The sequence below is a fragment of the Nocardia sp. NPDC058658 genome (assembly GCF_042716665.1).
GTDB lineage: Bacteria > Actinomycetota > Actinomycetes > Mycobacteriales > Mycobacteriaceae > Nocardia.
This window is the reverse complement of record NZ_JBHXRR010000019.1, coordinates 55167-80693: the sequence shown is the minus strand read 5'-3', so window position 1 is coordinate 80693 and position 25527 is coordinate 55167. Positions and strand designations below refer to the sequence as shown.

Annotated in this window: 22 protein-coding genes; 12 read left to right on the top strand and 10 right to left on the bottom strand. The window is 67.5% G+C overall.

Annotated elements, in window-relative coordinates; translation table 11 throughout:
* Nucleotides 1-90: 90 nt before the first annotated feature.
* Complete coding sequence (gene hrcA, locus ACFWUP_RS23245; RefSeq protein ID WP_379237554.1) at nt 91-1125, bottom strand: heat-inducible transcriptional repressor HrcA; 1035 nt, start codon at nt 1123-1125, stop codon at nt 91-93.
* 386 nt (nt 1126-1511) lie between these two features.
* On the opposite strand from hrcA, the gene ACFWUP_RS23240 reads away from it, so the two are divergent.
* Together ACFWUP_RS23240 and ACFWUP_RS23235 are read left to right on the top strand one after the other, a co-directional pair.
* Nucleotides 1512-1874, top strand: a complete 363-nt coding sequence (locus ACFWUP_RS23240; protein WP_379237552.1) for a hypothetical protein — start codon at nt 1512-1514, stop codon at nt 1872-1874.
* Nucleotides 1871-3562, top strand: coding sequence for a hypothetical protein (locus ACFWUP_RS23235; protein ID WP_379237550.1), 1692 nt, complete (start codon nt 1871-1873; stop codon nt 3560-3562). The genes ACFWUP_RS23240 and ACFWUP_RS23235 overlap by 4 nt, the downstream gene beginning before the upstream one ends.
* An 89-nt stretch (nt 3563-3651) precedes the next feature.
* Here the strand turns inward: ACFWUP_RS23235 and ACFWUP_RS23230 are convergent, their stop codons facing one another.
* From ACFWUP_RS23230 to ACFWUP_RS23220, 3 genes are all read right to left on the bottom strand, one after another.
* Complete coding sequence (locus ACFWUP_RS23230) at nt 3652-3894, bottom strand: hypothetical protein (protein ID WP_266298616.1); 243 nt, start codon at nt 3892-3894, stop codon at nt 3652-3654.
* A gap of 263 nt (nt 3895-4157) precedes the next feature.
* Nucleotides 4158-5345, bottom strand: coding sequence for a radical SAM family heme chaperone HemW (hemW, locus tag ACFWUP_RS23225; RefSeq protein ID WP_379237676.1), 1188 nt, complete (start codon nt 5343-5345; stop codon nt 4158-4160).
* A 261-nt stretch (nt 5346-5606) separates the two neighbouring features.
* Nucleotides 5607-6035 (bottom strand): SgcJ/EcaC family oxidoreductase, encoded by a 429-nt coding sequence (locus ACFWUP_RS23220; protein ID WP_379237548.1) that lies wholly within the window; start codon nt 6033-6035, stop codon nt 5607-5609.
* A gap of 430 nt (nt 6036-6465) precedes the next feature.
* Here ACFWUP_RS23220 and ACFWUP_RS23215 point away from each other — a divergent pair, with 430 nt between their 5' ends.
* The 6 genes from ACFWUP_RS23215 to ACFWUP_RS23190 all read left to right on the top strand — a co-directional run bounded on the left by ACFWUP_RS23215 (nt 6466) and on the right by ACFWUP_RS23190 (nt 13327).
* Nucleotides 6466-8226: a nitrite/sulfite reductase gene (locus tag ACFWUP_RS23215; protein WP_379237546.1), complete on the top strand. Its 1761-nt coding sequence runs from the start codon at nt 6466-6468 to the stop codon at nt 8224-8226.
* A 20-nt stretch (nt 8227-8246) separates the two neighbouring features.
* Nucleotides 8247-8966, top strand: a complete 720-nt coding sequence (locus ACFWUP_RS23210; protein ID WP_379237544.1) for a phosphoadenylyl-sulfate reductase — start codon at nt 8247-8249, stop codon at nt 8964-8966.
* Entirely contained in the window at nt 8963-9922 is a 960-nt protein-coding gene (gene cysD / locus ACFWUP_RS23205) for a sulfate adenylyltransferase subunit CysD (RefSeq protein ID WP_379237542.1), read from the top strand. Before ACFWUP_RS23210 ends, cysD begins: the two co-directional genes overlap by 4 nt.
* The gene (locus tag ACFWUP_RS23200) at nt 9922-11217 is read left to right on the top strand and encodes a sulfate adenylyltransferase subunit 1 (protein ID WP_379237540.1); all 1296 of its coding nucleotides are present in this window, start codon (nt 9922-9924) and stop codon (nt 11215-11217) included. Before cysD ends, ACFWUP_RS23200 begins: the two co-directional genes overlap by 1 nt.
* On the top strand, nt 11217-12119 hold the full coding sequence (locus ACFWUP_RS23195; RefSeq protein ID WP_379237538.1) for a sirohydrochlorin chelatase: 903 nt from the start codon (nt 11217-11219) through the stop codon (nt 12117-12119). Before ACFWUP_RS23200 ends, ACFWUP_RS23195 begins: the two co-directional genes overlap by 1 nt.
* 170 nt (nt 12120-12289) lie before the next feature.
* Nucleotides 12290-13327 carry a hypothetical protein gene (locus tag ACFWUP_RS23190; RefSeq protein WP_379237536.1) on the top strand — a complete coding sequence of 346 codons (1038 nt, stop codon included), beginning with the start codon at nt 12290-12292 and terminating at the stop codon, nt 13325-13327.
* Nucleotides 13328-13476: 149 nt separating this feature from the next.
* On the opposite strand, the gene ACFWUP_RS23185 is transcribed toward ACFWUP_RS23190, so the two are convergent.
* Nucleotides 13477-14100 carry a TetR/AcrR family transcriptional regulator gene (locus ACFWUP_RS23185; protein WP_379237534.1) on the bottom strand — a complete coding sequence of 208 codons (624 nt, stop codon included), beginning with the start codon at nt 14098-14100 and terminating at the stop codon, nt 13477-13479.
* A 103-nt stretch (nt 14101-14203) separates the two neighbouring features.
* Here ACFWUP_RS23185 and ACFWUP_RS23180 point away from each other — a divergent pair, with 103 nt between their 5' ends.
* Nucleotides 14204-15607: an MFS transporter gene (locus ACFWUP_RS23180; RefSeq protein WP_379237532.1), complete on the top strand. Its 1404-nt coding sequence runs from the start codon at nt 14204-14206 to the stop codon at nt 15605-15607.
* A gap of 12 nt (nt 15608-15619) precedes the next feature.
* Nucleotides 15620-16315 carry an SGNH/GDSL hydrolase family protein gene (locus ACFWUP_RS23175; RefSeq protein ID WP_379237530.1) on the top strand — a complete coding sequence of 232 codons (696 nt, stop codon included), beginning with the start codon at nt 15620-15622 and terminating at the stop codon, nt 16313-16315.
* Nucleotides 16316-16351: 36 nt separating this feature from the next.
* Here ACFWUP_RS23175 and ACFWUP_RS23170 read toward each other — a convergent pair whose 3' ends face one another.
* Nucleotides 16352-17290: a helix-turn-helix transcriptional regulator gene (locus ACFWUP_RS23170; protein ID WP_379237528.1), complete on the bottom strand. Its 939-nt coding sequence runs from the start codon at nt 17288-17290 to the stop codon at nt 16352-16354.
* A 94-nt stretch (nt 17291-17384) separates the two neighbouring features.
* Between ACFWUP_RS23170 and ACFWUP_RS23165 the strand changes: the two genes are divergently transcribed.
* A complete protein-coding gene (locus ACFWUP_RS23165) occupies nt 17385-17795 on the top strand; it encodes a VOC family protein (RefSeq protein WP_379237674.1) in 411 nt (136 codons plus the stop codon).
* Nucleotides 17796-17854: 59 nt separating this feature from the next.
* Here the strand turns inward: ACFWUP_RS23165 and ACFWUP_RS23160 are convergent, their stop codons facing one another.
* Complete coding sequence (locus ACFWUP_RS23160) at nt 17855-18652, bottom strand: HAD family hydrolase (RefSeq protein ID WP_379237526.1); 798 nt, start codon at nt 18650-18652, stop codon at nt 17855-17857.
* Between the two features lie 392 nt (nt 18653-19044).
* Nucleotides 19045-21264 (bottom strand): Hsp70 family protein, encoded by a 2220-nt coding sequence (locus tag ACFWUP_RS23155; RefSeq protein WP_379237524.1) that lies wholly within the window; start codon nt 21262-21264, stop codon nt 19045-19047.
* 525 nt (nt 21265-21789) lie between these two features.
* Here ACFWUP_RS23155 and ACFWUP_RS23150 point away from each other — a divergent pair.
* Complete coding sequence (locus ACFWUP_RS23150; protein WP_379237522.1) at nt 21790-22551, top strand: glucose 1-dehydrogenase; 762 nt, start codon at nt 21790-21792, stop codon at nt 22549-22551.
* A 59-nt stretch (nt 22552-22610) separates the two neighbouring features.
* Here ACFWUP_RS23150 and ACFWUP_RS23145 read toward each other — a convergent pair whose 3' ends face one another.
* Together ACFWUP_RS23145 and ACFWUP_RS23140 are read right to left on the bottom strand one after the other, a co-directional pair.
* Nucleotides 22611-24200, bottom strand: coding sequence for an FAD-dependent oxidoreductase (locus ACFWUP_RS23145; protein WP_379237520.1), 1590 nt, complete (start codon nt 24198-24200; stop codon nt 22611-22613).
* 12 nt (nt 24201-24212) lie between these two features.
* Nucleotides 24213-25217: a diiron oxygenase gene (locus tag ACFWUP_RS23140; RefSeq protein ID WP_379237672.1), complete on the bottom strand. Its 1005-nt coding sequence runs from the start codon at nt 25215-25217 to the stop codon at nt 24213-24215.
* Nucleotides 25218-25527: the final 310 nt, after the last annotated feature.

Genomic DNA, 25527 nt, shown 5'->3' with positions numbered 1-25527 from the left:
GCCGGGCGCATCCTTTAGTCGAATCCACTCAACTTTACCGGCCGAAGTCTCGACCTTAACAGTCCGGTACCCGTGGTTCCCGAGCTGGCTTCACCTTTCGGCGAGCACCTCGCCGATATAGCGGGCGACGGTCGCGACCGACGCCATGGTGCCGGGGTAGTCCATGCGGGTGGGGCCGAGCACGCCCATACCGCCCAGTACGGCACCGGCCGCGCCGTAACCGGTGGAGACCACCGAGGCACCACGGATCTGCTCGACCTGGGTCTCCTCGCCGATCTGCACCATCACCTGGCCCGGCTGCTGCGCGGCAGCCAGCAGTTTGAGCACGATGACCTGCTCTTCCAGGGCTTCCAGCACGCTGCGCAGGGAGCCTGGGAAACCGAAATCGGCGACATTGCGGGTGAGGTTGGCGGTGCCGCCGAGCACCAGACGTTCTTCGGGGTGTTCGACCAGCGTCTCCACCAGCACGGTGGAAACGCGGACCAGCACGTCGCGGATCTTGGCCGGTGCGCGTTCGGGCACACCCGCCACCGAGGCGCTGGCCACCGACAGCAGTTTGCCGTCCATCGCGTTGCCGAGCACGCCGCGTACAGCCGCGAGATCCTCTTCGGAGATCACCGCGCCCAGGTCGACGATGCGCTGGTCGACGCGACCGGTGTCGGTGATCACCACCAGCAGCAGCTTGGCCGGATTCAGCGCGACGACCTCGATGTGGCGCACGATCGACGCCGAGACCGTGGGGTACTGCACGACGGCGACCTGGCGGGTGAGCTGGGCCAGCAGGCGCACACCACGGCGCAGGACATCGTCGAGGTCGACGCCGGATTCTAGGAATTCCATGATCGCCCGCCGCTCGGCGCCGGAGAGCGGCTTCACCTCGGCGATCCGGTCGACGAACTCGCGATAGCCCTTGTCGGTGGGAATGCGGCCCGAACTCGTATGCGGCTGGGTGATGTAGCCCTCGGCCTCGAGCACCGCCATGTCGTTGCGGATGGTGGCGCTGGAAACACCCAGGTTGTGCCGCTCCACGAGAGACTTGGAGCCGATCGGTTCCTTGGTGGCGACGTAATCCGCGACGATCGCTCGCAGGACCTCGAAACGCCGATCCTCGGTACTCGACGCCATCGACCCCACCTTCCTCGCTCGTGCCTGAATGTCATGCCTACCCGTTGGCACAGGGTCGCACGCCGACGCTCTGGGCGTCGTGTTGTCCAGTCTAATTGTCTTGATCCTGATCGCCGGACCGCAAGGTCGTCCGGCATCGAACTGTCATGCGGGGGAAATCCGGCTTCGGGGGCGGTGTTCGGACCGTCGGCACAGTGCGGCTCGGCGAAAAGTTATCCACAGGCCCGAGTTATCCACAGGTGGGATTTCGGGGGTTGTCGCGCTCGGGTGGTCGGCGTAGGTTCGGAATCGAATCAGGGGGTTTACCAGCACTTTTCAAGCATCGAGGGGGAACTGTGGCGCATTCGAGTGGCGAAACGTGGAATCTCGGGTCGGGTGCACTCGCGGTGCGGCCGGCGGAGTTCGCGGGGATCGATGATGCGTGTGACGAATTCCTGCGGGCGATCACGCGGATTCGGGCGCTGGCCGTCGGGATCGGCGATCACACGCAGTGGGGGCTCGGTGAGGGCAATGCGCGGCTGATATCCGCTGCCACGTTGGTGACGCGATTGCGTTGTCTGGCAGGGGCGCAGGAGAACAGCATCGCTGCCACCCTGGACGCGCATTCGCGGATTGTCGAGGATATTCGGCAGATGTTGCGCGGCGCGCGTGATCGGATCGTGCATGCCGACGAGGAGTGGGGATTTCAGTTCGATTCGGTGGAATCAACTGCGGGACAATCCTTTTCATTCGCATTGGGGTCGATATGACCGGACGTGAGACGCCGAGACCGCCGCAATGGAGTGTTGCCGGCGGTGGGGAGAACACTCACTCGTGGCGACACAAGGAGATCGTCGCGGCATTCACGCCGCTCGAGGTGACCGGCGCGGTAGCGCAGGCTGAGGTGTTCGAACAGATCGTGCGGTGGTGGGACGAGGGTCTGCGCGCCTTCCAGTACGCGGTGGGCGAGTCACTCGCGCAGGCTTGGTCGAGTGCGGGTGGCGTGGCGGCGAGTTCGGCTGTCGACGCTTACGTGGCGCAGGCGCGCGAGCTGGGTGTGGTGCTGGAGAAGCTCCCGGAGGTCGTTCGGTCGGCGGCGGAAGCAATCGTGGCTACCAAGTACGCGATTCCGCCGCTGGTTGCGACCGAGGTGGGTACGTCGACGCGGGTGGTCGACGCGGCGCGTGCGGCCGGGCAAGGGACGGCGTTGCCGACGGGCGGCTTGGCGCATGAGGCGCGGTCGGTGTCGTCGGCGGGCGGCATGGCGCTGGACGCGGGCTCGGCCGCTTTCCACGGTGCGGCTGCGACCACGGAGGAGGACGCGCGGGCAGAAATGCGGCGGCGATATGTCGTGCCATTCGGTGAGCTGATCGACCGAATTCCTTTGCTGCCCATGCCGACTCGACGTTTCGATGCAGTGGGCGAATCCGGCGATCGACAGATGCTCGGCGACAAGGTCGGGCAGCTGCCGGGCGAAAGGCGTGGACCGGCAGCGATCGATGCGGACGACTCCACAGAGATCGGGCCGAACGGGTCCGTCACGGGTGGGGAGGTCTCGACACTCGCCGAATCGGCAGGCGACGCAGTATCGGCAGGTGTCGGCGTGCACGGCACTGAAGATCCGCCGCCTGGCACGGATACGTTCGCCGACGATGCAGCCGAAACTGACCGCGAGCCCGGGCCGATGGAACCTGACCACGAGTCGACGGAATCTGACGGTGATGCATCGGAGCCCGACGGCGACGCGACAGCCTTCGATGACGACGCGGCAGCTCGGTCGACGGGCCTTGACGGTGGTGCGGTGGGTGAGGCCGGCCAGCACAATGGTGGCACGGTGGCCGCGTCGGTGGCACCGGATCGCGTTATGGCCGGCGGGGCGCAGCCGGGCAGCGCTTCGGCTTTCACCCCAGCGCCCATGGGTGCGACCAGTGGGATGGCGGCGCCGGGTGGCACAGGGATTTCGGTGCCGGGCGGCGTAGGGATTTCGGCGCCGGGCGGCGCAGGTTCGGTCACACCACCGTGGGGCAATTCCGCTGCGGCTGCCGATCCGTCTACCGCCTCCGCCGGGCGCACTTCACCGACGAACCCGCCGTACACCGGACTCTCGTCGCCTACAGAGAGCGTCGGATATCGGACGCCGGACGGTCGCTCGCGCTACCAGCTGCCCGGTCCGAACGACGCGCAACGGCCAGGGATTGGGCACAGTGTCGCCGGCACGGCGGGGTCGGCTATCGGTGCGAATCCGTCAACCACGCACGCCGCGAGCCGGTTGGTAGAGCGCTACTTCCACTGCGCAGGCGCAGCACCGACAACATGCGCGGCGGGCGAGGATGCCGCGCGAGATCTACCGGAGTACTTGATCACGCTGGCCAACGGCGAGGAACTGCTCGGCCGACAGCGACCGGCGGTAGCCGGCGGGGTGATCGGGGGTGAAGATTATGGCTTGCCCGGCGCGTAGCACTCGACGGCGACCCGGGCTGACGGTGAGGTCAGCGGGTCGGCGAAGGGATCGGCGGTGGCCGCCCGTGACGGGCGGCCGGTGCCGGATCAGACGCGGGCAGCCGCGCCACAGCGGGCGGCGGAGTCGGGGGCGCCGACTTCCTTGCCCGCGAGGGCGTCGAGACCGAGCATCGCCAGCAGCGACGTGCAGTCTTCGGCGTCGTTCGAGTGCGAGGCGACCGTCCGCGCGGCGACCGCGCACTGACGAGCGTTCTCCGCCTTCTCGGCAGAGCGCGCTTCGGCGAATTCGCTCTGCTCGTGGACGAGGGTGATGTGCCGTTCGGTGGACATATAACTCCCTAGGATCGAATCGAAGCCTACGCCCCTAATCGTTATCTTCCACCCCGAACCCACCGAACATACCCTTAGAGCACCCCACTGCTCCAAGGCTCTCACCAGGTGTGCATAGGTCGAATACACCACAATGACCGGGCATTCTTTGTTTCCGATCCCAAGCCGAAAAAGCCTCGAAATTCAGATCACGATGACATCACCGCCCGCGCGATTCGAACGCGTCCACGCCCGTGGTGTTCACCGAACACGTGCGCCGGGGGTCAGGTCAACAGATCGCGGACAATGCCGTCGGCGAGGAGGCGGCCTCGGTCGGTGAGGACCAGGTTGTTGTCGGTGATGTGGGCGAGGCCGTCGGCGAGGGCGCGGTCGAGCGCGGGGGTGGCCGACGGGGCCAGGTCGGCGAGGGGAAGGCCGGTGCGCAGGCGGACGGTGAGCATGAGGTGTTCGGTGTAGCGCTCGTCGTCGGTGAGGGCTTCCCAGCCCGCGGCGGGTAGGCCGCCGAGGGCGACGCGGTCGGCGTAGCGGGCGGGGTGTTTGACGTTCCACCAGCGGACGCCGCCGACGTGGCTGTGGGCGCCGGGGCCCGCGCCGAGCCAGTCGCCGCCGTCCCAGTAGCCGAGGTTGTGGCGGCAGCGCGCGGAATCGTCGGCGGCCCAGTTCGACACCTCGTACCAGGACAGACCGGCATCGGCGAGACGGGCGTCGATGCGCTCGTAGCGGGTGGCCAGCACATCGTCGTCGGGAGCGGGGAGCTCACCGCGACGGACCTTGCGCGCCAAGGCAGTTCCATCTTCGACGATCAGAGAGTAGGCGGACACATGATCGACACCGGCGTCCAGCACGGCGTCCAGGCTCAGATCGAGATCGGCATCGGTCTCGCCGGGCGTGCCGTAGATCAGATCGAGGTTCACGTGCTCGAACCCCGCCGCGCGCGCTTCTTTCGCCGCGGCGACCGCGCGGCCGGGGGTATGCGTGCGGTCGAGCACCTTCAACACATGCTGCGCGGCGGACTGCATGCCGAGCGAGATCCGGGTGTAGCCGGCCGCGCGCAACCGCTCGAAGAACTCCGGCGAGGTCGATTCCGGATTCGATTCGGTGGTCACCTCGGCATCGACGGCCAGGGTGAAGTTCGCGCGCACGGCGTCGAGCACCGAGGCCAACCCGTCCCCACCGAGCAGCGACGGGGTTCCGCCGCCGACGAAGATCGTCGACACCTCGGGGGTCGCGCTCGGCAGCGCACCGAACTCCGTCGCGGCGGTCGCGAGCTCACCGCGCAACGCCTCGAGCCACGACTGGGGCGAGGCCGAAGTCCCCAACTCCCCCGCCGTATAGGTGTTGAAATCGCAGTAACCGCAGCGGGTCGCACAGAACGGCACGTGCACGTACACGCCGAACGCACCGCCTCCGAAATCGCGCAGCACCGGCCGATCGGCGTCGGCCGGTGTCACGCCGGAAGCCCCGGAAGCAGCGCTGGTAGTCACCCCTCCAGTCTCCCCGGGCACGGTGCGCCCGCCCCGCCCGGCCCCTTCACCGACTCCGACATGCCCGATTCGCCGGCTCGCCCGCGCTCACGCCGCGGGTCCGGCGATCGGTGGCACCTCACGAGCAGTCACGTCCGCGGGCCAGTCGCACCCGTCCGCATCGACCCCGGCGCGCACGCGGGTCCACTGACGTCGGACTGGGTGCGCGGCCGCTGGTGGCCGAACGCGTCAATCCGTCACTACGGGTGTGTTCTGGTTGGCGGTGAGTACCCACACGCCGTGTTCCTTGGTCATCACGTACATCGGCGTGCCCTGGCCGGACAATTCGCCGTCGAGGGTGAAGTAGCTCTGCCGGATCTTCACCGCGGCGACATCGGGCCGGAGGAACAGCACGTGTTCGACCTCGTAGGTCGCCGAACCGTGGGTCGTGGCGCCGGGCAGTACCTGTGCGGTGAACTCGGCGATGGCCGGGCGGCCGAACAGGCGCTTGCCGTGGCCGGTGGTCCAGATCGCGTCTTCGCGGAAGACCGCGACGAATTCCTCGGCCAGTTCGTTGGCCTGGGCGTGTGCGATGGTGTCGACAACCGCACGGATGGCCGCGAGTTCGGTGTCGAGATCGGCAGGGGTTTGACCGGTGACGGTGGCGTCGTTGCTCATGGCACCACTGTGCAACCTCAACAACAATCGAGGTCAATCGGCTGTGCCGTACCGCACACGCGCGCCAGCGTGCGTATCACGGGTCGCTTTCGTACGGCGTCCTATGACCCCCGTCACAGAACGGGACGACCGTCCAGGGAATTTCCCCCAAAAGTGCGGGAAATATCTCCTTGCGGTCGGAACGACCCGGTTGACGTGGCACAATAGGCACATGCACGCAACTGGAGTACGACTCGTGGCCCGTCGCCACGTCGACTTCCAGCGTGTCTGTAGCGCCTGTTGTCGGCCCGGTTTCCACCGGTAGCGCAGCGGCGTCCACGCCCGGGTATCCCCCGGTGCCTTCGACTTTCCTCGGCCCGCTGACTCCCTGACGCGAGCCAGCCCCTCGCGCCTTCAGTACGGACCCACCACCCCGCAGGAGCGACCCCACATGACGTCGAGCACCGACGCCGGTTCGACCGAGCAGGCCGGCGCAGCCAAGCGCCCCGTCCGGCCAAGCGCCGAGGCGCCGGTCGCGCCGCGCGCCCGCACCGGCAAGCCGGTCCGCCGCCGTTCCGAAGGCCAGTGGGCCCTCGGCTACCGCGAGCCGCTGAACCCCAACGAGCAGTCCAAGAAGGACGACAACCCGCTCAACGTGCGTTCGCGCATCGAGAACATCTATTCCAAGGGCGGCTTCGACTCGATCGACAAGGCCGACCTGCGTGGCCGTTTCCGCTGGTGGGGTCTCTACACCCAGCGTGAAGAGGGCTACGACGGCACCTACACCGACGACGACAACATCGACCTGCTCGAAGCCAAGTACTTCATGATGCGGGTCCGCTGCGACGCCGGTGCGCTGAGCGCCGCGCAGCTGCGCACGATCGGCCAGATCTCCACCGAGTTCGGCCGCGACACCGCTGACCTGTCCGACCGCGAGAACGTCCAGTACCACTGGATCGAGGTCGAGAACGTCCCGGAGATCTGGCGCCGGCTCGAGTCGGTCGGTCTGCACACCACGGAGGCGTGCGGCGACTGCCCGCGCGTGATCCTCGGTTCGCCGCTGGCCGGTGAGTCCCTGGATGAGATCATCGACCCGACTCCGGCGATCGACGAGATCGTCAAGCGCTACATCGGGAAGAAGGAGTACTCCAACCTTCCCCGCAAGTTCAAGACCGCGATCTCGGGCCAGCAGGACGTGGTGCACGAGATCAACGACATCGCCTTCGTCGGCGTGAACCATCCTGAGCACGGTCCCGGTCTGGACCTGTGGGTCGGTGGCGGCCTGTCGACCAACCCGATGCTGGCCCAGCGCGTCGGCGCGTTCGTGCCGCTCGACGAGGTGCCCGATGTGTGGGAAGCGGTCGTCGCGCTCTACCGCGATTACGGCTACCGCCGCCTGCGCACCAAGGCTCGCCTGAAGTTCCTGATCAAGGACTGGGGCATCGAGAAGTTCCGTGAAGTGCTCGAGACCGAGTACCTGAAGCGCAAGCTCATCGACGGCCCTGCCCCCGAACAGCCCGCCAAGCCGATCGACCACGTCGGCGTGCAGAAGCTGCGCAACGGTCTGAACTCCGTGGGCTTCTCCCCCATCGCCGGTCGTGTCTCGGGCACCATCCTGAGCAAGGTCGCCGACGCTGCAGAGAAGTACGGCTCCGATCGCATCCGCTTCACCCCGTACCAGAAGCTGATCGTGCTCGACATCGCCGACGACCAGGTCGACGCGCTGATCGACGAGCTCGAACCGCTCGGCCTGCAGGCCCGTCCGTCGGTGTGGCGCCGAAACCTCCTCGCCTGCAGCGGGATCGAGTTCTGCAAGCTCTCCTTCGTCGAGACCCGCAAGCGTTCACAGGTGCTCGCACCCGAACTCGAGCAGCGCCTCGCCGACATCAACGCGGAACTCGATGTGCCGATCACCATCAACATCAACGGGTGCCCGAACTCGTGCGGCCGGTCCCAGATCGCCGATATCGGCTTCAAGGGCCAGCTCGTCGACGACGGCACCGGGAATCAGGTGGAGGGTTTCCAGGTTCACCTGGGAGGCAGCCTCGGTCTGGACAGTGCGTTCGGCCGGAAGTTGCGCCAGCACAAGGTGACCAGTGTCGAGCTCGGTGACTACATCGAGCGCGTGGTGCGCAACTTCGTCAAGAACCGGGAATCCGGTGAACGTTTCGCGGTGTGGGCTGTTCGCGCCGATGAAGCCGACCTCCGATAGTCGATGAGGAGATCCCCACTGTGACAACGAATCTCGCGGCGAAACTGTCCGAAGACGAACTGCGCGCGCTCGCCGAGCAGGGCGCGGCCGAACTCGGCCCCGACGCCTCGCCCGCCGACCTGATCGCCTGGACGGACCGCACTTTCGGCAACAACTACATCGTCGCGTCGAACATGCAGGACGGTGCGCTGGTCCACCTGGCCGCGCAGACCCGCCCCGGCGTGGACGTGCTGTTCCTCGACACCGGCTATCACTTCGCCGAGACCATCGGCACCCGCGACGCGGTCGAGGCCGTGTACGGCGTGAACGTGATCAACGTGCGTCCCGAGGCCAGTGTCGCCGAGCAGGACGAACTGCTCGGCAAGGATCTGTTCGCCCGTGACGCCGCCGAATGCTGCCGGCTGCGCAAGGTCGTACCGCTGAAGAAGTCGCTGAGCGGCTACAACGCGTGGATCACCGGCATCCGCCGCGTCGAGGCGCCCACCCGCGCCAACGCGCCGCTGATCTCGTTCGACGAAGCCTTCGGCCTGGTGAAGATCAACCCGATCGCACCGTGGTCCGACGAGGAGATGGCCGCCTACATCGAGGCCAACGGCATCCTCGTCAATCCCCTGGTGGAGGAGGGTTACCCGTCCATCGGCTGCGCACCGTGCACGCGCAAGCCCGAGCCGGGGTCCGATCCGCGCAGCGGCCGCTGGGCCGGTATCGCCAAGACCGAGTGCGGATTGCACCAATCATGACCATCACCACCACTGGGAGTGAGCCTGTGAGTACCAACACCACCGAACGCGAACTCGGCCTGTCCGAGTTCGACACCCTCGCGGCGCTGGAATCCGAGGCGATCCACATCTTCCGTGAGGTCGCGGGCGAATTCGAGCGCCCCGTGATCCTGTTCTCCGGCGGCAAGGACTCCACCGTCCTGCTGCACTTGGCGCTCAAGGCCTTCTGGCCGGCGCCGCTGCCTTTCACGCTGCTGCACGTGGACACCGGCCACAACCTCGACGAGGTGCTCGAGTTCCGCGACAAGGTCGTGGAACGGTACGGCCTGCGCCTGCACGTGGCTTCGGTCGAGGAGTACCTGGCCGACGGTCGCCTGACCGAGCGTCCCGACGGCATCCGTAACCCGTTGCAGACCGTGCCGCTGCTCGACGCCATCACCGAGCACCGCTTCGACGCGGTCTTCGGCGGCGGCCGTCGCGACGAGGAGCGTTCGCGCGCCAAGGAGCGGATCTTCTCGCTGCGCAACGCCTTCGGACAGTGGGACCCGAAGCGTCAGCGTCCCGAGCTGTGGAACCTCTACAACGGCAAGCACGCTCCCGGTGAGCACGTGCGCGTGTTCCCGCTGAGCAACTGGACCGAGCTCGACATCTGGCGCTACATCGCCCGCGAGGACATCGACCTGGCGTCGATCTACTACGCGCACGAGCGTCCGGTGTACTCGCGTGATGGCATGTGGATGACGCCGGGCGTGTGGGGTGGCCCGAACGAGAACGAGGTCCTCGAGACCCGTTCGGTGCGCTACCGCACCGTCGGCGACGGTTCCACCACCGGCGCCATCATCTCCGACGCCGCCGACAACCAGGCCATCCTGGCCGAGGTCGCGGCATCCCGACTTACTGAGCGTGGCGCCACTCGCGGCGACGACCGTGTCTCGGAAGCCGCCATGGAAGACCGCAAGCGAGAGGGTTATTTCTGATGTCCGACCTATTGAGGCTGGCCACCGCCGGTTCTGTCGACGACGGCAAGTCAACGCTGGTCGGACGGTTGCTCTACGACACGAAGTCCGTGCTGGCCGATCAGATCGACGCGGTCACCCGCGCCTCGGTCGACCGTGGGCTGTCCACGCCGGACCTGTCGCTGCTCGTCGACGGCCTGCGCGCCGAGCGTGAGCAGGGCATCACCATCGACGTGGCCTACCGCTACTTCGCTACGCCCAAGCGGTCTTTCGTGCTCGCCGATACGCCGGGGCACGTGCAGTACACGCGCAACACGGTGTCGGGTGCGTCCACCGCGCAGCTGGTGATCCTGCTGACCGACGCGCGCAAGGGCGTCATCGAGCAGACCCGTCGGCATGCCGCGGTGCTCGCGCTGCTCGGTGTGCCACGGCTGGTGCTCGCGGTGAACAAGATCGACCTCGTCGACAATCCGGCCGAGGTGTTCGCCGAGATCTCCGCCGAGTTCAACGAGCTCACCTCGAAGCTGGGCTGGGCCACCGAGGACGTCATCGAGATCCCGGTCTCGGCGCTGCACGGCGACAATATCGCCAGCCGCTCCGAGAACACCCCGTACTACGACGGCCCCTCGCTGATCGAGCACCTGGAATCGGTTCCGACCGATGCTGACTCGACCGGCACGCACGCGCTGGGTCTGCGCTTCCCCGTGCAGTACGTGATCCGTCCGCGCACCGCCGAATACCCCGACTACCGGGGTTACGCTGGTCAGATCGCGGCCGGTTCGGTCTCCCCCGGTGACGAGATCGTGGTGCTGCCCTCGGGCAAGAAGACCACCGTCGAGCGCATCGACACCCCCGACGGTGAACTGGCCGTCGCGCAGGTCGGGCGCAGCGTGACGCTGATTTTGGCCGACGAGGTCGACATCTCGCGCGGCGACATCATCGCCTCGGTGCACGACGCACCGGAGTCGATCGACACCTTCGACGCGACCGTGTGCTGGCTCGGCGACAAGGGCCTGCGTCCCGGCGCTCGCCTGCTGCTCAAGCACGGCGCCAAGACCACCCAGGCCATCGTCGGCGCGCTCGTGGAGCGGTTCGACGAGCAGACGCTGACCGCGCAGCCGAGCCCGGAGTCGTTGGAGCTCAACGACATCGGTCGCGTCTCGCTGCGGCTGGCCGAGCCGATCCCGGCCGACGACTACCGCACCAACCGGCACACCGGTTCGTTCCTGCTGATCGACCCCGCCGGTGGCAACACCCTCGCGGCCGGCCTGGTCGGCGACGTGCTGACCTCGGTCGAGGTCGGTACCGCGGTCTGATGTATCGCCTGCCCGCCCCGCCGCGTGGTGCCGTTTCGGTGCCGCGCGGCGGTGGTGGGCCCGCGTTGATCGCGGTCGCGCACGGCAGTCGTGATCCGCGCTCGGCCGCGACAATGGCGGCGGTAGTCGACGAAGTGGCCGCTGCTCGGCCGGACAGCTGTGTCCGTCTCGCATTTCTGGATTTGAGCGAACCCTCTGTCGACGAGGTGGTCGACGAACTCGCCGCCCAGGGTCACGTCGACGTGATCGTCGTTCCCCTGTTGCTGGGCAACGCTTTCCACGCCCGCGTCGACCTGCCCGCCCTGCTGGCCGACGCCACCCGCCGCCATCCTCACCTGCGCCTCACCCAAGCAGCGGTACTCGGCCCCGATCCTCTACTCATCTCGGCCCTCGCCGACCGAGTCGCGACGGCCCGCCCAGCCCCGCTGATCGCTTCTGATTTCGACCTTCTGAGTGGCCCCGGGACTGCATCCGATTCCCTGACGCCAGTTCCTTCCGGTCTCGCACCGCTGAGCGTGGTGACACCTGCGAGTAGATCGTCGGGCGATCCGCTGCTGGGAATCGCCGTCGCCGCTGTCGGTTCCCGCGATGCCGCGGCCAATCGACGGACCGCGGTGGTGGCGCGACGACTGGCGACCCTGACCGGTTGCCCCACCGAAATCTGCTTCACCACAGTCGAACCCGGTGTTTCGCGGGCCGTCGAGCGTCTACTGACGCGCGGAGCCGAACGCATCGTGGTCGCGCCGTGGTTCCTGGCGCCGGGGCTGCTCACCGACCGGTTGGTCGCCGCCGCCCCCGAGGTCGTCCATGCCGACGTCGTCGGGGCGCACGCCGCGCTGGTCGACGTGATCTGGGCGCGGTACGACAACTCCGTCGCGACGGATCTCGAACTCTCCGCCTGATCCTGTTCAACCAGGTAGATCACCCCTGCTCGGCTCGCGGGCGGACAGATTCTCCGCGCCGTCCATCAGAGATATCAGTGATGTAGCTCACGCGGACCTTCCTCTTTACTGAATACCCCCTAGGGGTATATGTTCGCATCAGCGCAGAGCGATCCGAGAGAGGCGAACCGATGACCACCAACGCCCACGCCCACCACACCACCGACACGGTCGAGCACACGGCCACCGACAATCACCTGAACCACGCCGCCACCGGATTCGATGCCAATGGGCATGCGGCACACCAGGATCACGAGCGTCATCACGCCACCGGCAGCGTCACCACGCTCGAGGCGCACGCAGGTCACGCCGAACACGGCGGCGCACATGCAGGCCACGCTGGACACAGTGCCGCGCACGCAGATCACTCCGAACACGGCACCGCACACGCAGGTCACGACGAACACGGCGGTGCGCATGCCGGGCACGGGGCGGGTTTGCCTGGGGGCCTGCAGATTTCGCAGGACGGGTACACCCTCGACCTCGACACCACGATCGCCGAGCCCGGCCGGATCGACTTCCGGTTCCGAATCCTCGGACCGGACGGGTCGGCGGTGACCGAGTTCGACGCGATTCACGACCGGGAACTGCACCTGATCGTGGCGCGGCGCGAGTTGACCGGCTTCTGGCACGTACACCCGCGACTAGAATCGGACGGCACGTGGGTGATCCAGCTGGATCTGCCCGAAGCCGGGGCCTACCGGGTCTTCACCGACATCGCCCCCCGCGCACTCGGCCGCACCGTCACCCTCGGCGCCGATCTGGCGATCTCGGGACACTATGCGCCACAACCGGTTCCGCCAGTGAACCGCGCGACCGAGGTGGACGGCTACGAGGTGACCGTGGACGGCGAATTGCGCGCCGAGGGAGATCTACTGACGCTCACCGTACGCAAAGACGGCGAGCCGGTGACAGATCTACAGCCCTACCTGGCAGCTTTCGGCCACCTCGTGATCCTGCGCGCCGGAGACCTCGCCTACGTCCACGTCCACCCCAACGGCGAACCCGGCGACGGAATCACGCCCGCGGGCCCCGAAATCACCTTCCACACAGCGGTTCCCGGCCCCGGAACTTACCGCCTGTTCCTCGACTTCGAACACAACGCAGTAGTGCGAACCGCAGCATTCACCCTCACCGCTCCCCAGCCCGGCCACGGCCGTCATCACTGATCCGAGGGGAATCACCTCGACCCCGACCTCACACCTCGGCGCCGCTACCCATACCTGGTAGCGGCGCCGTTCTTGCCCCAACCACCGGGCAGCTGAACCACCGCAAGATTCGGCCGCCGACGACGTGCCGTCCCGCCGGGACGTCCCAGCTAAGCCTCAGTCGGTGTGTCCGACAACAACCGCCGCACGATCGTCTGAGCCGCTTCCACGCGGGCCGAATCACCAGTCTGATAGGCGATATTGGCCGCACTCACGATCGCGTCGAGTTCGAATACCAACAGGTCAGCCTCGGAATCGGCGAGTTCGCCCATCGCTTGCGCCTTGCGGACCTCCCCCGCGAGGAAGGTCAGCCAGCCGTCGTGGTCGGCGACGACAGCGTCGCGCACGGGGCCCGGTTTGCTGCTGAATTCGGTGAGGGTGGCGACCCGGAAGCAACCGCCAGGGAAGGGCGGATTCTCGATATGGGCGAACCAGCCGTCGACCATCGCGCGAACCCGGGCGCCGCCGCGTGGAACGCGCAGGCCAGGGGCGATCACTCGTTCGATGAAGATATCGCGGCCCGCTTGGACGGCGGCGAGCTGCAGGGCCTCCTTCGTACCGAACAGGGTGGCGATGCCGCTCTTGCTGATGCCGAGGTCGGTGGCGAGTCGGCCGATGCTCAGACCGTCGAGACCTTCGACGGAGGCGAGTTCGGCGGCGCGACGGGCGATGGTGGCGCGGGCACGGGCACCCTTGGCCAACCGTTGGTCGCTCGGCTCCGTCAGCTGGGTCATGTGAATCATTGTTCCACCTCCGGGTTGCCAAGGCGAACGATCGGTCGTACTTTAATTTACGAACGATCGTACGTTCTTATTTCTGCTCCCGAAGGAACCTCGCATGACCGATGTGTCAGCTCGGCCCGAAGATCCACTCAGCACAGCCGACTCCGGCGCCGCGGGTCGCACCCTCGCGGTGGCCGCGGGCGCGGCATTCATCGCCTTCCTCGACCTCTCCGTCGTCAATATCGCGTTCCCGACGATCGCCGAGAGCTATCCCGGCACCGCCACCGGCACCCTGACCTGGATCGTCAGCGGCTACGCCATCGCGTTCGCGGCGCTGCTCACCCCGGCCGGGCGCATCGCCGACGCCTGGGGACGTCGTCGTCTGTTCGCCGTGGCGCTGGCCGGATTCGCCGTCACCTCACTGCTGTGCGGGCTCGCACCCAGCGCGGACTGGCTCATCGCGGGACGTGTCCTGCAGGGCATCGCGGCGGCGTTCATGGTGCCCGCGGCGCTCGGTTTGGTGCTGGCGGCCACACCACGGGCGAAAATCGGTGCCGCCGTCGGCGCCTGGTCCGCGGCCGGCGGGTTCGCGGCGGTGGTCGGCCCGGCACTCGGCGGGGCGCTGGTCGAGGCGTTCGGCTGGCGGGCGGTATTCCTGATCAATGTGCCGATCGCGGTGGCGCTGATCGTGCCGGGCCTGCGGCTGCCCGGCGGCGACAAGGCCACCGGTGACACCGCACTGCCCGATCCGCTCGGCACGCTGGCTGTCGCGATCGGCCTCGGGGCGATCGTCGCCGCCGTCACCGAAGGTCAGTCCTGGGGTTGGACCGCGCCCGGCACACTCGTCGCGTTGTTCGGCGGCATCGCGCTGACGGTGTTCGCGCTGGTTCGCTCGCGACGGCACGCCAACCCGGCGGTCGCGGTCTCGCTGTGGCGTGAACGGCAATTCGCGCTCGCGAACGCGGGGTCTTTCCTGTTCGGTGCGTCGATGTTCGCGTGGCTGCTGGCCGGGCCGCTGTTCCTGAATGCGATCTGGGAATACTCCGTGCTCGAGTCGGCGGCGGCGTTGACCGTCGGCGCGGTGGCGTCGATGGTGACCGCCGTTGTCGCCGGCCGGATCACGACACCGAACGGGCAACGGTGGGTGGGCGTGCTCGGTGGACTGATGTCGACCGCGGCCCTGGTCTGGATGAGTACCAGCGCCTTCGGTCCCGAACCCGCGCTATGGACGGCCTGGGTGCCTGCCGGTCTGCTCGGCGGGGGCGGGATCGGCATCATCGTCACCGTCCTCGGCACCGCGGCGGCGAGTTCTGTTCCGCCACAACAGTTCGCGGCGGGCATCGGCATGAATCTCACCGCCCGACAGGTGGGTGGCGCACTCGGCATCGCCGTGCTGGCGGCGCTGTTCTCCGCGATCTCCGACGACCCGCTGCGCGCGTTTCACACTCTGTTCGCGGTGTGCGCGGGGATCAATATCGCCGTCACCCTGCTGCTCGCACTGCCCCGTTCGACCGACTGAATCAGGAGCGACATGTCTTCCAGCACACCACTTTCCGTGGACTTCCCGACGGAAGCCGACGATCCGCTGGTACTGCCACCGGAGCAGCTCACCGCACTGCTCGCCGGGGCGCCGTGGCACCGTTTCGCGGTGCTCGGTGACTCCATCGCCGCAGGCACCGGCGATCCGAGTCCCGGTTACGCCCCGACCGGCTGGGCCGACCGCGTCGCGGCGAACCTTCGCTCGGTGAATCCCGCACTCGCCTACCGCAATACGGGCCGGATCGGTGCGACCAGCGCGCAGGTGATCGACCGGCAGCTCGCCGAAATCCTGGAATTCGAACCGGATCTCGTGCACGTCAGCTGCGGTGGCAACGACCTGTTCACGGCGGGCGGTGATGTCGATCGACTCCACGCGAATCTGTCGACCATCCTCACCGCCCTGACCGCCGCCGGAGCACAGCTGTCGATTTTCACGATGGCCGACGTGTGGTCCGTCGAACGGATGGCGCCGATGCGGGCCATGCGGCCGCGGATGATCGAACTCAACGAGGTGCTGCGGGCGGTCGCCACCGAGTTCGACGCGGCACTCACCGAGCTCTGGGACCACCCGCTGCAGTCGCGACGCGAGTTGATGAGCGCGGACCTCATCCACTTCACCACGAGCGGACAGGCGGTGCTGGCCGGCGAGGTGGTCCGGACGCTGGCCGAGCTGATCGACAGGTCGTAGTGAGTGCGGGGCGGTCGAAGGGGGATCGCCCCGCACTCAGCTGTTATTCCGCACCAAGGCAGTACCGAGTGCTACCAATTCGGATCTGATCTCGGCAGGGCCGACGACCTCGACGTCAGCGCCCCAGCCCGCCAGTTGCCTGGCGAGCATCTTCGCGGTGTCGGCGGTGATCTGTGCGTGTACCCGGCCGTCCGGGGACGGGCCGAGCAGGGTGCAGTTGCGGCCCTGTTGGTCGGCCAGGATGGGGGCCAGTTGCGGGGAGACCACGACCGTTGCGGCGATGGCGGCGCGGCGACCCTCCATCTGCTCGACGATCTGCGACCACTCGGCGTGGAGGTCGAAATCTGTTGGTCTGTCGAATGTTTCATTCAGGATTTCGACATCTACGATGCGGTCGAGGCGGAAGGTTCGCTGGCCTCGGTCGGTTCCCGCGATGAGGTACCAGGCCGTTTCCTTTTCGACCAGGCCCCATGGATCGATCGTGCGAACGGTGCGGGCACCCTTGCTCGAATAGTCGATGCGGACGCGGCGGCGATCCACTACCGCCCGCTGGACTGCCTCGAGTACCGCGGGTGCTTGTGGATCCGGGCGGCCCCAGCGGGCCGGATCGACGACGACGGCGTCGGCCGCGGCGGCCGCATCCGCGCGGAAGGTGTGCGGCAGGGCCCGAACCAGTTTGCGCAGCGCCGACTTCAGTTCGGGGGCGGCTTGGGCCGCAGGGCCCGCGAGCAGGAACAGCGCCCTGGTCTCCCCCGCCGTGAGGCCGGACAGGTCGGTGCGGGCGCCGCCGATCAGCGACCATCCGCCACCGCGACCCGACTGCGGGTAGACCGGGATGCCCGCGGCCGACAAGGCCTCGAGGTCGCGCCGGGCCGTCGCCACCGACACCTCGAGTTCGGCGGCGACCTGGGCGGCGGTCACGCGCCCGCGCGCCTGCATCAACAGCAGGGTGGCTACCAATCTGTCCGCTCGCATACTCGGTGATTCTGCCGAACAAAGTGCTCATTCGGTGAGCACTTTGGCTGGCATCGTCGTTCTCGACACCATCGACCGACCTTCAGGAGCTGACATGCTGCGCGGAATGGCAACCACCACCTACTACGCCGACGATCTGACCGCCGCCAAGGACTGGTACAGCGAATTTCTCGGCATCGCACCGTATTACGAGGTGCCGGGCGGGTACTACGAGTTCCGGGTCGGTCCGATGCAGGCCGAGCTGGGGATCATCAACCGCGCCTATGCCCCGTTGGGGGCACGGAACGCGCCGGGCGGAGGCGGAGTGGTTTTCTGGCAGGTCGACGATCTGGCGGCGACCTTCGCCCGGCTGCTCGAGCTGGGCGCGAGCGAGTACGAGCCGATCACCGAACGCGGGGAGGGTGCGGGTTTCGCGACGGCGGCGGTAGTGGATCCGTTCGGCAATGTGCTCGGGATCATGTCGAACCCGCATTTCGTGGCGATGACGGCGCGGGTGTCGGCCTAGGCGTTCCGCGCGGTCTCGGGTGCCGACACCGGCGAGGCGGCGGTGAGCGGCGTTGGGGTCTAGGCGAACCAGCGTTCGAGGACGGTGGCGACGCCGTCCTCGCTGACGTGGCCGGTCACCTCGTCGGCCAGTGCGAGGACGTCTTCGGGCGAGCCTGCCATGGCGACCGAGTGTGCTGCCCAGCGCAACATTTCGCGATCGTTGAAGCCGTCGCCGATGGCCAGGGTCGACTCGGGTTCGACGCCGAGCAGGAGCCGGAGTTGTTCCAGCGCCCAGCCTTTGGAGACGCCGCGGCGGGAGACGGTGAGCCAGGGGCCGTACTCGCCGTGCACCCAGGAGGCATCGGGGACATCGAAAGTTTCGAGCAGACGCAGCATTTCCTCAGCACTGCCAGCGGGCCACCAGCCATTGAGGCGTGGGGTGGGCAGGCTGCTCAGCGTCCGATGGTCGACGAGCCGGAAGTCGCCGATCGAGTACTCCCCCGGCCCGTGCCCGGTCGCCCAGATCCCGACGCCGACCTGTTCGGCGGCGAAGACCATCTCCGGGAACAGCGCGCGCAGGGCGAGGACGGCCGGTCCCGGATCGAACGATTGGATCGCGACCGGTTCGCCGCGCGCCACATCGACGTGCACGGCACCGTTGGAACACAACGCGTGCCCCTCGGACAGTCCGAGCTCGGACAACACCGGGCGCGTGGTGAGCACCGTGCGCCCGGTTGTCACCACCACGTGCGCCCCCGCCGAGACCGCCGCCCGCACCGCCGCACCCACCCGCGCACTGATCCCGACCCCCGTCGACAGCAGGGTCCCGTCCACATCCAGCGCGATCAATTTCGGCGCGCCCCCACTTGAAGCCACCGCCCCATTCTGCCCGCCCGCACCGACACCCACCTCGGTTCCCCACCAGCCCGACCACGTCACCAACCGAACCGGCCTGCTCCACAGCGAATTCGGACGACTCGACCACTGATGACAGACGCCATCCAGACCGGCCGCACGGAGCTGAACCGCACCGAACATGGCATAGCGCATGTGAGGCCCGCCTGGCCGTTGCGCCGGCACGTCACCGAATCCGGTTGCAGCACAGTGCCGTCGGCCCGCAGACGTGACGGCGCCGGTGTGCGTGGCGATCGGTCAGCGACCGGATTCACCTGCCGCCCCAGTCACTGCGCCGGTGCCGCCGACTCGGCGAAAGCCGCCTTGCCACCGTCGCCGATCGCCCGCAGATGCGACGGCGCCGGGCGGATCGGTCAGCGACCGGATCCGCCGCCACCGCCACCGCTGCCGCCACTTCCACCGCTACCGCCGCCGCTGGAGCCGCCTGACGAGCCGCCGCTGTCCGATCCTCCGGAGGACGTGCTACCACCGGACGACGCTCCACCGGAGGAGGCGCCGCCCGAGGATGCACCGCCGCCTGACGTACCACCGCTCGACGCACCACCACCTGAGCCACCGCCACTGGACGTACCGCCGCCCGATGTCCCCCCGCCCGACGCACCGCCATCGCTACCACCGCCCGACGCACCACCACCACCTGATGCACCACCACCCGACGCACCGCCGTCACTGCCACCACCCGACGCACCGCCACCGGACCCACCGCCGTCGCTACCACCACCCGACGCACCGCCACCGGACCCACCGCCGTCGCTACCACCGCCCGATGCACCACCACCGGAGGCCCCGCCACCGGTAGCACCGCCGGAAGTGTCGCCGCCGGTAGCTCCGCCGGATGTGTCCGTGCCGCCGGTCGAACCTCCGGTCGCACCGCCGTCGGTCGTGCCTCCGGTCGGCGTCCCGCTCGATCCGCCGGTCGAGGTACCGGTGTCGGAAGGCGTTGTACCCGTGCCGGATCCACCTGTCGGGGTCGATCCGCCGGTGTCGGTCGAGACGCCGCCTGTGCTCGGCGCCGACGTGCCGTCGGTCGGCGCAGTGCCAGGCGCGGGAGCTGTGCCTGGCAGCGTGCCTGGCGCGGTGGCGCCGGGTGCGGTGGGAGTGCCGGGCGCTTCGGGAGTCCCGGGGACCGGGCCGGGGGCCGAGATCGGGCCGCCGCTCGGGAGTTCGGGGGCGCCGGGGTTGGTCGGGGTGTTCTGGGGTTGGCCGATCTGCAGGTCGAACGGTAAGGGGTTGATGAAGCGGGCCGGGTCGCCGTAGGTGGCGCGGGCGAGAAGTGTGGACTTGCAGTCGTTGCGAACGTCCTGATGACCGGGGCCACCGCGGTCGGCACCGGCGCCGGTGTAACTGCCGGTGCGGGATTTGGGGCCGGGAGTGGTCGCGGGGGCGATGAAGTTCTCGTAGGCGCTGCGGACCGCGGCCGCGCCTGCCAGCTGGATGCGGCCGGTGACGGGGTCCACGTCGGTGATTAGGCCCGCGTTCTTAGCGGCGAGCAGGTCGGCGCTCATGTCGTAGAGCAGCGCGTCGACGGGGGCGCCGAGGGCGGGGAAACGGTCGAGGACCGGCATCAGACCGGGATCGAAGGGGCTGCCGAAGACCGTCATCGCCGACATGGCGAGCGCGGAAACCACGGCGGCGCTGGAGAACACCGCCACGTGCGGCACCGTGCCACCGCTCTGCTGTTCGGGCGCGAACGTGCGAGCGGCCAGTCCGGCGGCACCGGCGGCGATCACCTGACCGGGGTCGGCGACGGTGACCAGCGGTACCCCGAGTTCGGCGAGGGTGCGCGCCACTTCGGGCGGGCGGGAGGCACCGCCGACGACGAGGATGCGCGACAGGTCCGCCAGCCGCAGGCCCGCCGCGGCCACGCTCTTGCTCACCAGCGGGAAGGTGTCGCGGATGTGCTCGGCGCGCAGCGCGTCGATGTTCACCATGGAGGTGAGGGTCTGGGTCGCGCGACCCTGGCCCGGTTCGCCCGCGTACCGGGCGACCATCTCGCCGAGCGGCTTGCCACCGAAATCGCTGGACCGCGTCGGCGTTCCGATCATCGGGTGGTGTGGCCAGTCGGGGCCGACGCGCAGCACGGTCAGGTCGAGGCTGGTGGCTCCGAGGTCGTAGACGAGCACGAAGCCCGATTCCAGTGGGCCGCTGTCGATCTCCAACCATTCCGCGGCCGCGACCGGCTCGGGGACCAACAGGACCTCACCGGCGCCCGCGAGGTGCAGGGCCTGGCCGAGTAACGAGACCTGTTTGTCGGAATAGACAGCGGGATAGGTCAACACGATCCCGGCCGGTGGTTCGGCCAGCTCGATCAGACCGGTGACCACCGCGGCGATCAGGTTGGTCGCCGAATAGAACCGTCCACCCATCACCATCGGTTCCGTCTCGCGGGTGAGGTCCGCGAAATCGGTGATCGCCGAGGCGAAGTCGTTGATGGCGCCGATGCGGGGCCTGCCCGCGTCGTCGAATGTCAGTGCGGTGCGGCGTGTGCGCACCGTCGGCTTGGCCGGATCGTCGGCGACCACCGCCGAAATCGCATTGACCGCACCGATACTCAAGCCCAGACCTCTGGTCATGTTTTGCTATCCCGTCAACGCACCGTGACCACGTCCAGCACGCGAGCGCACCATGTGGCCGCGGTCGTCTTCCAAACAGCTCGCCTAGATTAACTGGCACGTCCGCGAATTGCTGCCTGATTGATACGAAAAGCGCAACCATGCGTCGCCACAAGAGCATTCATGCAGGTGACATGGTTGAAGGTTAAATATCCACCCCCCTGAACGTCGCATTAGGGGATCGCAGACTCCGAGAGGCAGCTACCTGCGAGTAATCAGGCGAGGGTTCCAGTAAATACATTCTTGGAGTTTGTTATTGCCGCCAATAGTCCACTTACCGACCGGTAACCAATTCATTTTCTACCTGCCGGATTTCACTGACGGTGAATTGCGTTCCCGCATATCGCAGTAGGCCTGCTTTTGATGACACATCAACGCAGTGACCGATTCCCGCCAGCACCGCCGAGTGCCCGCCGGTTGACTGAAAGAGCGGAGAGGAACCGGCTCCCGAACTCGCGAAACTTCCAGGGAAAGAAGGCACTACGCATGTCCACTCGATTCGCCGACCAGGTCGTTCTCATCACCGGCGCGAGCTCCGGGATCGGCAAGGCGGTCGCACTGCGGGTCGCGTCCGAAGGCGCCGCCGTAGTGCTCGGGTCGCGCGGCAAGGACCAGGGCGAGCAGGTCGCCGAGCAGATCAGGGCGGCGGGCGGACGCGCGCTGTTCGTCTCTACCGATGTCACCGTCGACGCCGACGCCGAACGACTCACCCAGGCCGCGCTCACCGAATACGGCCGCCTCGACGCGGCATTCAACAACGCGGGGGCGGTGAACGCCTTCGGACCGATCGCGCAGATCGACGACGTGTCATGGCGCTCCGACATGGACCTCAACCTCGACAGCGTCTTCTACGGTCTGCGCCACCAGGTTCCGGCCATCACCGCCGCCGGCGGCGGCGCGATCCTGAACAACGCCTCCAACCTCGGCGTGGTCGGAATGGCACAGGTGGCGCCGTATGTGGCGGCCAAGCACGCCGTGATCGGGCTGACCAGGTCGGTCGCGCTCGAGACCGCGGCGGCGGGCGTTCGGGTCAACGCGCTGGTGTCCGGCGCGGTCGACACCCCGGCCTTCCGCGCCTCGATGGGCGCGACGCCCGAGGGCGAGGCCGCCATCGCGGCACTGCATCCGATGGGCCGGATCTCCCAACCCGACGAGATCGCCGCGGTGTGCGCGTTCCTGCTCAGCCGGGAAGCGTCGTTCGTCACCGGGGCCGCCATCGCCGCCGACGGCGGCTTCACCGCGCAGTAGAAACGAGCAAGGCCCGCAACGTCTCCCAGTGACGTTGCGGGCCTTGTCCGTTGTGCGAGTCAGCCGCGAGTGAAGATGCTCTTGAACGAGCGCTCGTGCCGCGGCGCCACGGCGCCACCGGCCACCGCCTGCGGACGACGCGCGTGCACGAGCCGGTCGAACTCGGCCGCGTCGCGCACCGGCGCACGCAGCTTGCCTGCGTTGAAATCATCGGCGAGCTGCTGCACGGTTTCCTGCGCACACGACTTGTTGGTCCCGATGAAACCGGTCGGGCCGCGCTTGATCCAGCCGGTCACGTACGTGCCGGGGAAGACCTCGCCACCGGGCGCGGTGAGCACCCGGCCCGCCTCGTTCGGAATCACCGCACGGGCGTCGTCGAACGGCAGATCCACGGTCGGCACCCCTCGGTAGCCGACCGAGGTGAGCACGACGCCTGCCTCGAGCAACGCGGTGTCGCCGGTCGGCGTGGCAACCACGCGACCTTCGGCATCGGCGACGAGTTCGTTGCGCTCCACCCGCACCCCGGTCACCGTGTCGGTGCCGACGATCTCCACCGGCGAGGACAGGTAGCGGAACACGATGCGCTTACGCGCACCGAACGGACGATTCGCGACGCTGTGCAGCAGGCGCAGCTTCTGCTCGACCTTGTACGGCAGGTCGGGCGTGACCGCGGGCAGTTCACCCTCGATCGCGATGTCGATATCGGCGGCCAGCAGGCCGACGAACTCGGGCACCGTGAACGCCGACTCCGCCGGGCCACGACGGCCCAGGATCACGACCTCTTCGATCTTGCTCTCGTGCAAGGCCTTCAGCGCGTACGGCGCGATATCGGTGTTGGCGAGCAAGGCCGGATCGACGGTCAGGATGCGAGCCACGTCGAGGGCGACGTTGCCGTTGCCGACGATGACGACCCGCTTCTGGTTCAGATCGAAGGTGTCGTCGGCGTGGTCGGGATGGCCGTTGTACCAGGCGACGAAGTCGGTGGCCGACACATTGCCCGCCAGACCCTCACCCGGAATGTTCAGCTTGCGATCCGAGGACGCGCCCACGGCGTAGATCACGCCGTGGAAGTGCTCGAGCAGCTCGGCGTGGCTGATGTGCTTGCCGATCTCGACATCGAGGTAGGTGCCGAAATCGTCCTGCTTCGACATGATGTCGAACAGATCGGCGACCTTGCGCGTGTGCTTGTGATCGGGCGCGACACCGAGCCGGGCCAGACCGTAGGCCTGCGGCAGCCGGTCGAACATCGTGACCGCGACGCCGGGCTGGGTGAGCAGCTCGTCGGCGGCGTACATCGCCGACGGGCCCGAACCCACGATGGCGACGCGCAGCGGGGAACGCTGCGTGTCGATCGCGGGCGGCATCACCGGTGCGGCCAGCGTCGGCCGGTCGCGTTGGACCCGGTAGAAATCAGCGTTGATCTCGATGAACGGCTTCTGCTCCTCGGTCAGCTTCTTGGAGGAAGTGATCGCGTCGACAGGGCACGCAGTGGCGCAGGCGCCACAGTCCACGCAGGCGGCCGGATCGACGTACAGCATTTCTGCGGTACGGAAATCCGGCTCGTCCGGCGTCGGATGAATGCAGTTGACCGGGCATGCGTAGACGCACGAGGCGTCACTACAGCATGACTGGGTGACAACGTATGGCATATATCTATCGTCTCAGGCAGCGTGCTTCGCAGAGCGCTTGGGCTCCGAGCGGTACCGGCTGGACGGGCCGTCGATACCGAGCAGCTTCCACACCTTGCGGGCGACCGGGTTCATCAGACCGATCTCCTCGGCCAGCGCGCGCACGTCGACGTAGTAGTCGGCGAAGGTCCGCTTGGCTTCCTTGGAACCGTAGAACAGGTCCTTGCGAACTTCGGTCGGCATGTCGAACTGCTTGAAGAACGACTTCGGCGGGGTCGCGATCGCACGGCCGAGGACGAACATGATGATCGGCATGGCGATCGACAGCACGGCCTTGTTGAGCGCGGGCTGAGCCGGGACGTTCTTCTTCAGGAACTCGTGGGCGAAGGAGATGTGGCGCGCTTCCTCGGCCACGTGGATCGCCATCACGCCGCGCATGATCGGGTGGATGTCGTCACCCGAGCGCAGGATGTCCTTCTGGATGTGGTCGATCGGCTCCTCGCCGGCGAGCACGGCCATGAAGAAGAAGTTCGGCATGAACGCACCGACGGGCGCGGCCAGGTGGCGCAGCGAGCGTACGAGCGGGTTCATGCCCGGCACGTCGGCGACGCGGTTCACCATCTCCTGGAACATCAGGGTGTGATTGTGCTCTTCGATCATCTCGTGCGAGCAGTACCGGAACTCCGGGTCGTTGTTGGCCAGGTTGAATATGTGCTGCATCATGCCGATGATCAGGATGGCCTCGAACTGCAGGCCGACCTTGGCGACATTGGCCTGGCGGACCTTGCCGATGGCGATCTTCTGCTCCAGCGGCAGCGCCTGGTACCAGGGGTGGCGACCGATGGGGTCGGCCGAGGTGACCAGGACCCAGCGCTCGGGCTTGCAGTCGGGATCGAAGTCGGGGGCGTCCCAGTCGATGTCCTCGAACGGGTCGAAGTGGCGATCGACCGATGCCTCGGACAGCATCAGCAACTTCTCGGCGTACGCCTGAGCCTCTGCGACTACAGGATCGACGTCAGGGGTGGTGGGCGCAGACATCGTCGTCACTGCCTCTCCTCTAGGGACGTTTACTGTTTCCAATGGTTACACCTACGACGAGTCACGTCAACTCCGTGAATCACCGAATTTCGGGTGTCCGGCCCGTCAAAAGTGCAGTTGAGAAAGCTACTGGCCAGTAATAGTGGCTCTACCTGTGACACTGCGTCATGCACAGTTGCCGCGAGGCGGCGGTGAGACACCCGAAATTCGTCTCGATTCGAGCGCGTCGCGGCGGTCCGCGAACCTCCGGTACCGGTTAACCTGCGCCGATATCTTCACGCGACACCGACGCACCGCCGGCAGCCGACGA

Excerpts from the sequence above, each read along its gene's own strand:
- ACFWUP_RS23200 (WP_379237540.1), top strand. The coding sequence starts at position 9,922 with ATGTCCGACCTATTGAGGCTGGCCACCGCCGGTTCTGTCGACGACGGC.
- ACFWUP_RS23215 (WP_379237546.1), top strand. The coding sequence starts at position 6,466 with ATGACGTCGAGCACCGACGCCGGTTCGACCGAGCAGGCCGGCGCAGCC.
- ACFWUP_RS23220 (WP_379237548.1), bottom strand. The coding sequence starts at position 6,035 with ATGAGCAACGACGCCACCGTCACCGGTCAAACCCCTGCCGATCTCGAC.
- ACFWUP_RS23145 (WP_379237520.1), bottom strand. The coding sequence starts at position 24,200 with ATGCCATACGTTGTCACCCAGTCATGCTGTAGTGACGCCTCGTGCGTC.
- ACFWUP_RS23195 (WP_379237538.1), top strand. The coding sequence starts at position 11,217 with ATGTATCGCCTGCCCGCCCCGCCGCGTGGTGCCGTTTCGGTGCCGCGC.
- ACFWUP_RS23170 (WP_379237528.1), bottom strand. The coding sequence starts at position 17,290 with ATGCGAGCGGACAGATTGGTAGCCACCCTGCTGTTGATGCAGGCGCGC.
- ACFWUP_RS23235 (WP_379237550.1), top strand. The coding sequence starts at position 1,871 with ATGACCGGACGTGAGACGCCGAGACCGCCGCAATGGAGTGTTGCCGGC.
- ACFWUP_RS23155 (WP_379237524.1), bottom strand. The coding sequence starts at position 21,264 with ATGACCAGAGGTCTGGGCTTGAGTATCGGTGCGGTCAATGCGATTTCG.
- ACFWUP_RS23180 (WP_379237532.1), top strand. The coding sequence starts at position 14,204 with ATGACCGATGTGTCAGCTCGGCCCGAAGATCCACTCAGCACAGCCGAC.
- ACFWUP_RS23175 (WP_379237530.1), top strand. The coding sequence starts at position 15,620 with ATGTCTTCCAGCACACCACTTTCCGTGGACTTCCCGACGGAAGCCGAC.
- ACFWUP_RS23185 (WP_379237534.1), bottom strand. The coding sequence starts at position 14,100 with ATGACCCAGCTGACGGAGCCGAGCGACCAACGGTTGGCCAAGGGTGCC.
- ACFWUP_RS23140 (WP_379237672.1), bottom strand. The coding sequence starts at position 25,217 with ATGTCTGCGCCCACCACCCCTGACGTCGATCCTGTAGTCGCAGAGGCT.
- ACFWUP_RS23230 (WP_266298616.1), bottom strand. The coding sequence starts at position 3,894 with ATGTCCACCGAACGGCACATCACCCTCGTCCACGAGCAGAGCGAATTC.
- cysD (WP_379237542.1), top strand. The coding sequence starts at position 8,963 with ATGACCATCACCACCACTGGGAGTGAGCCTGTGAGTACCAACACCACC.
- ACFWUP_RS23190 (WP_379237536.1), top strand. The coding sequence starts at position 12,290 with ATGACCACCAACGCCCACGCCCACCACACCACCGACACGGTCGAGCAC.
- ACFWUP_RS23165 (WP_379237674.1), top strand. The coding sequence starts at position 17,385 with ATGCTGCGCGGAATGGCAACCACCACCTACTACGCCGACGATCTGACC.
- ACFWUP_RS23150 (WP_379237522.1), top strand. The coding sequence starts at position 21,790 with ATGTCCACTCGATTCGCCGACCAGGTCGTTCTCATCACCGGCGCGAGC.
- hrcA (WP_379237554.1), bottom strand. The coding sequence starts at position 1,125 with ATGGCGTCGAGTACCGAGGATCGGCGTTTCGAGGTCCTGCGAGCGATC.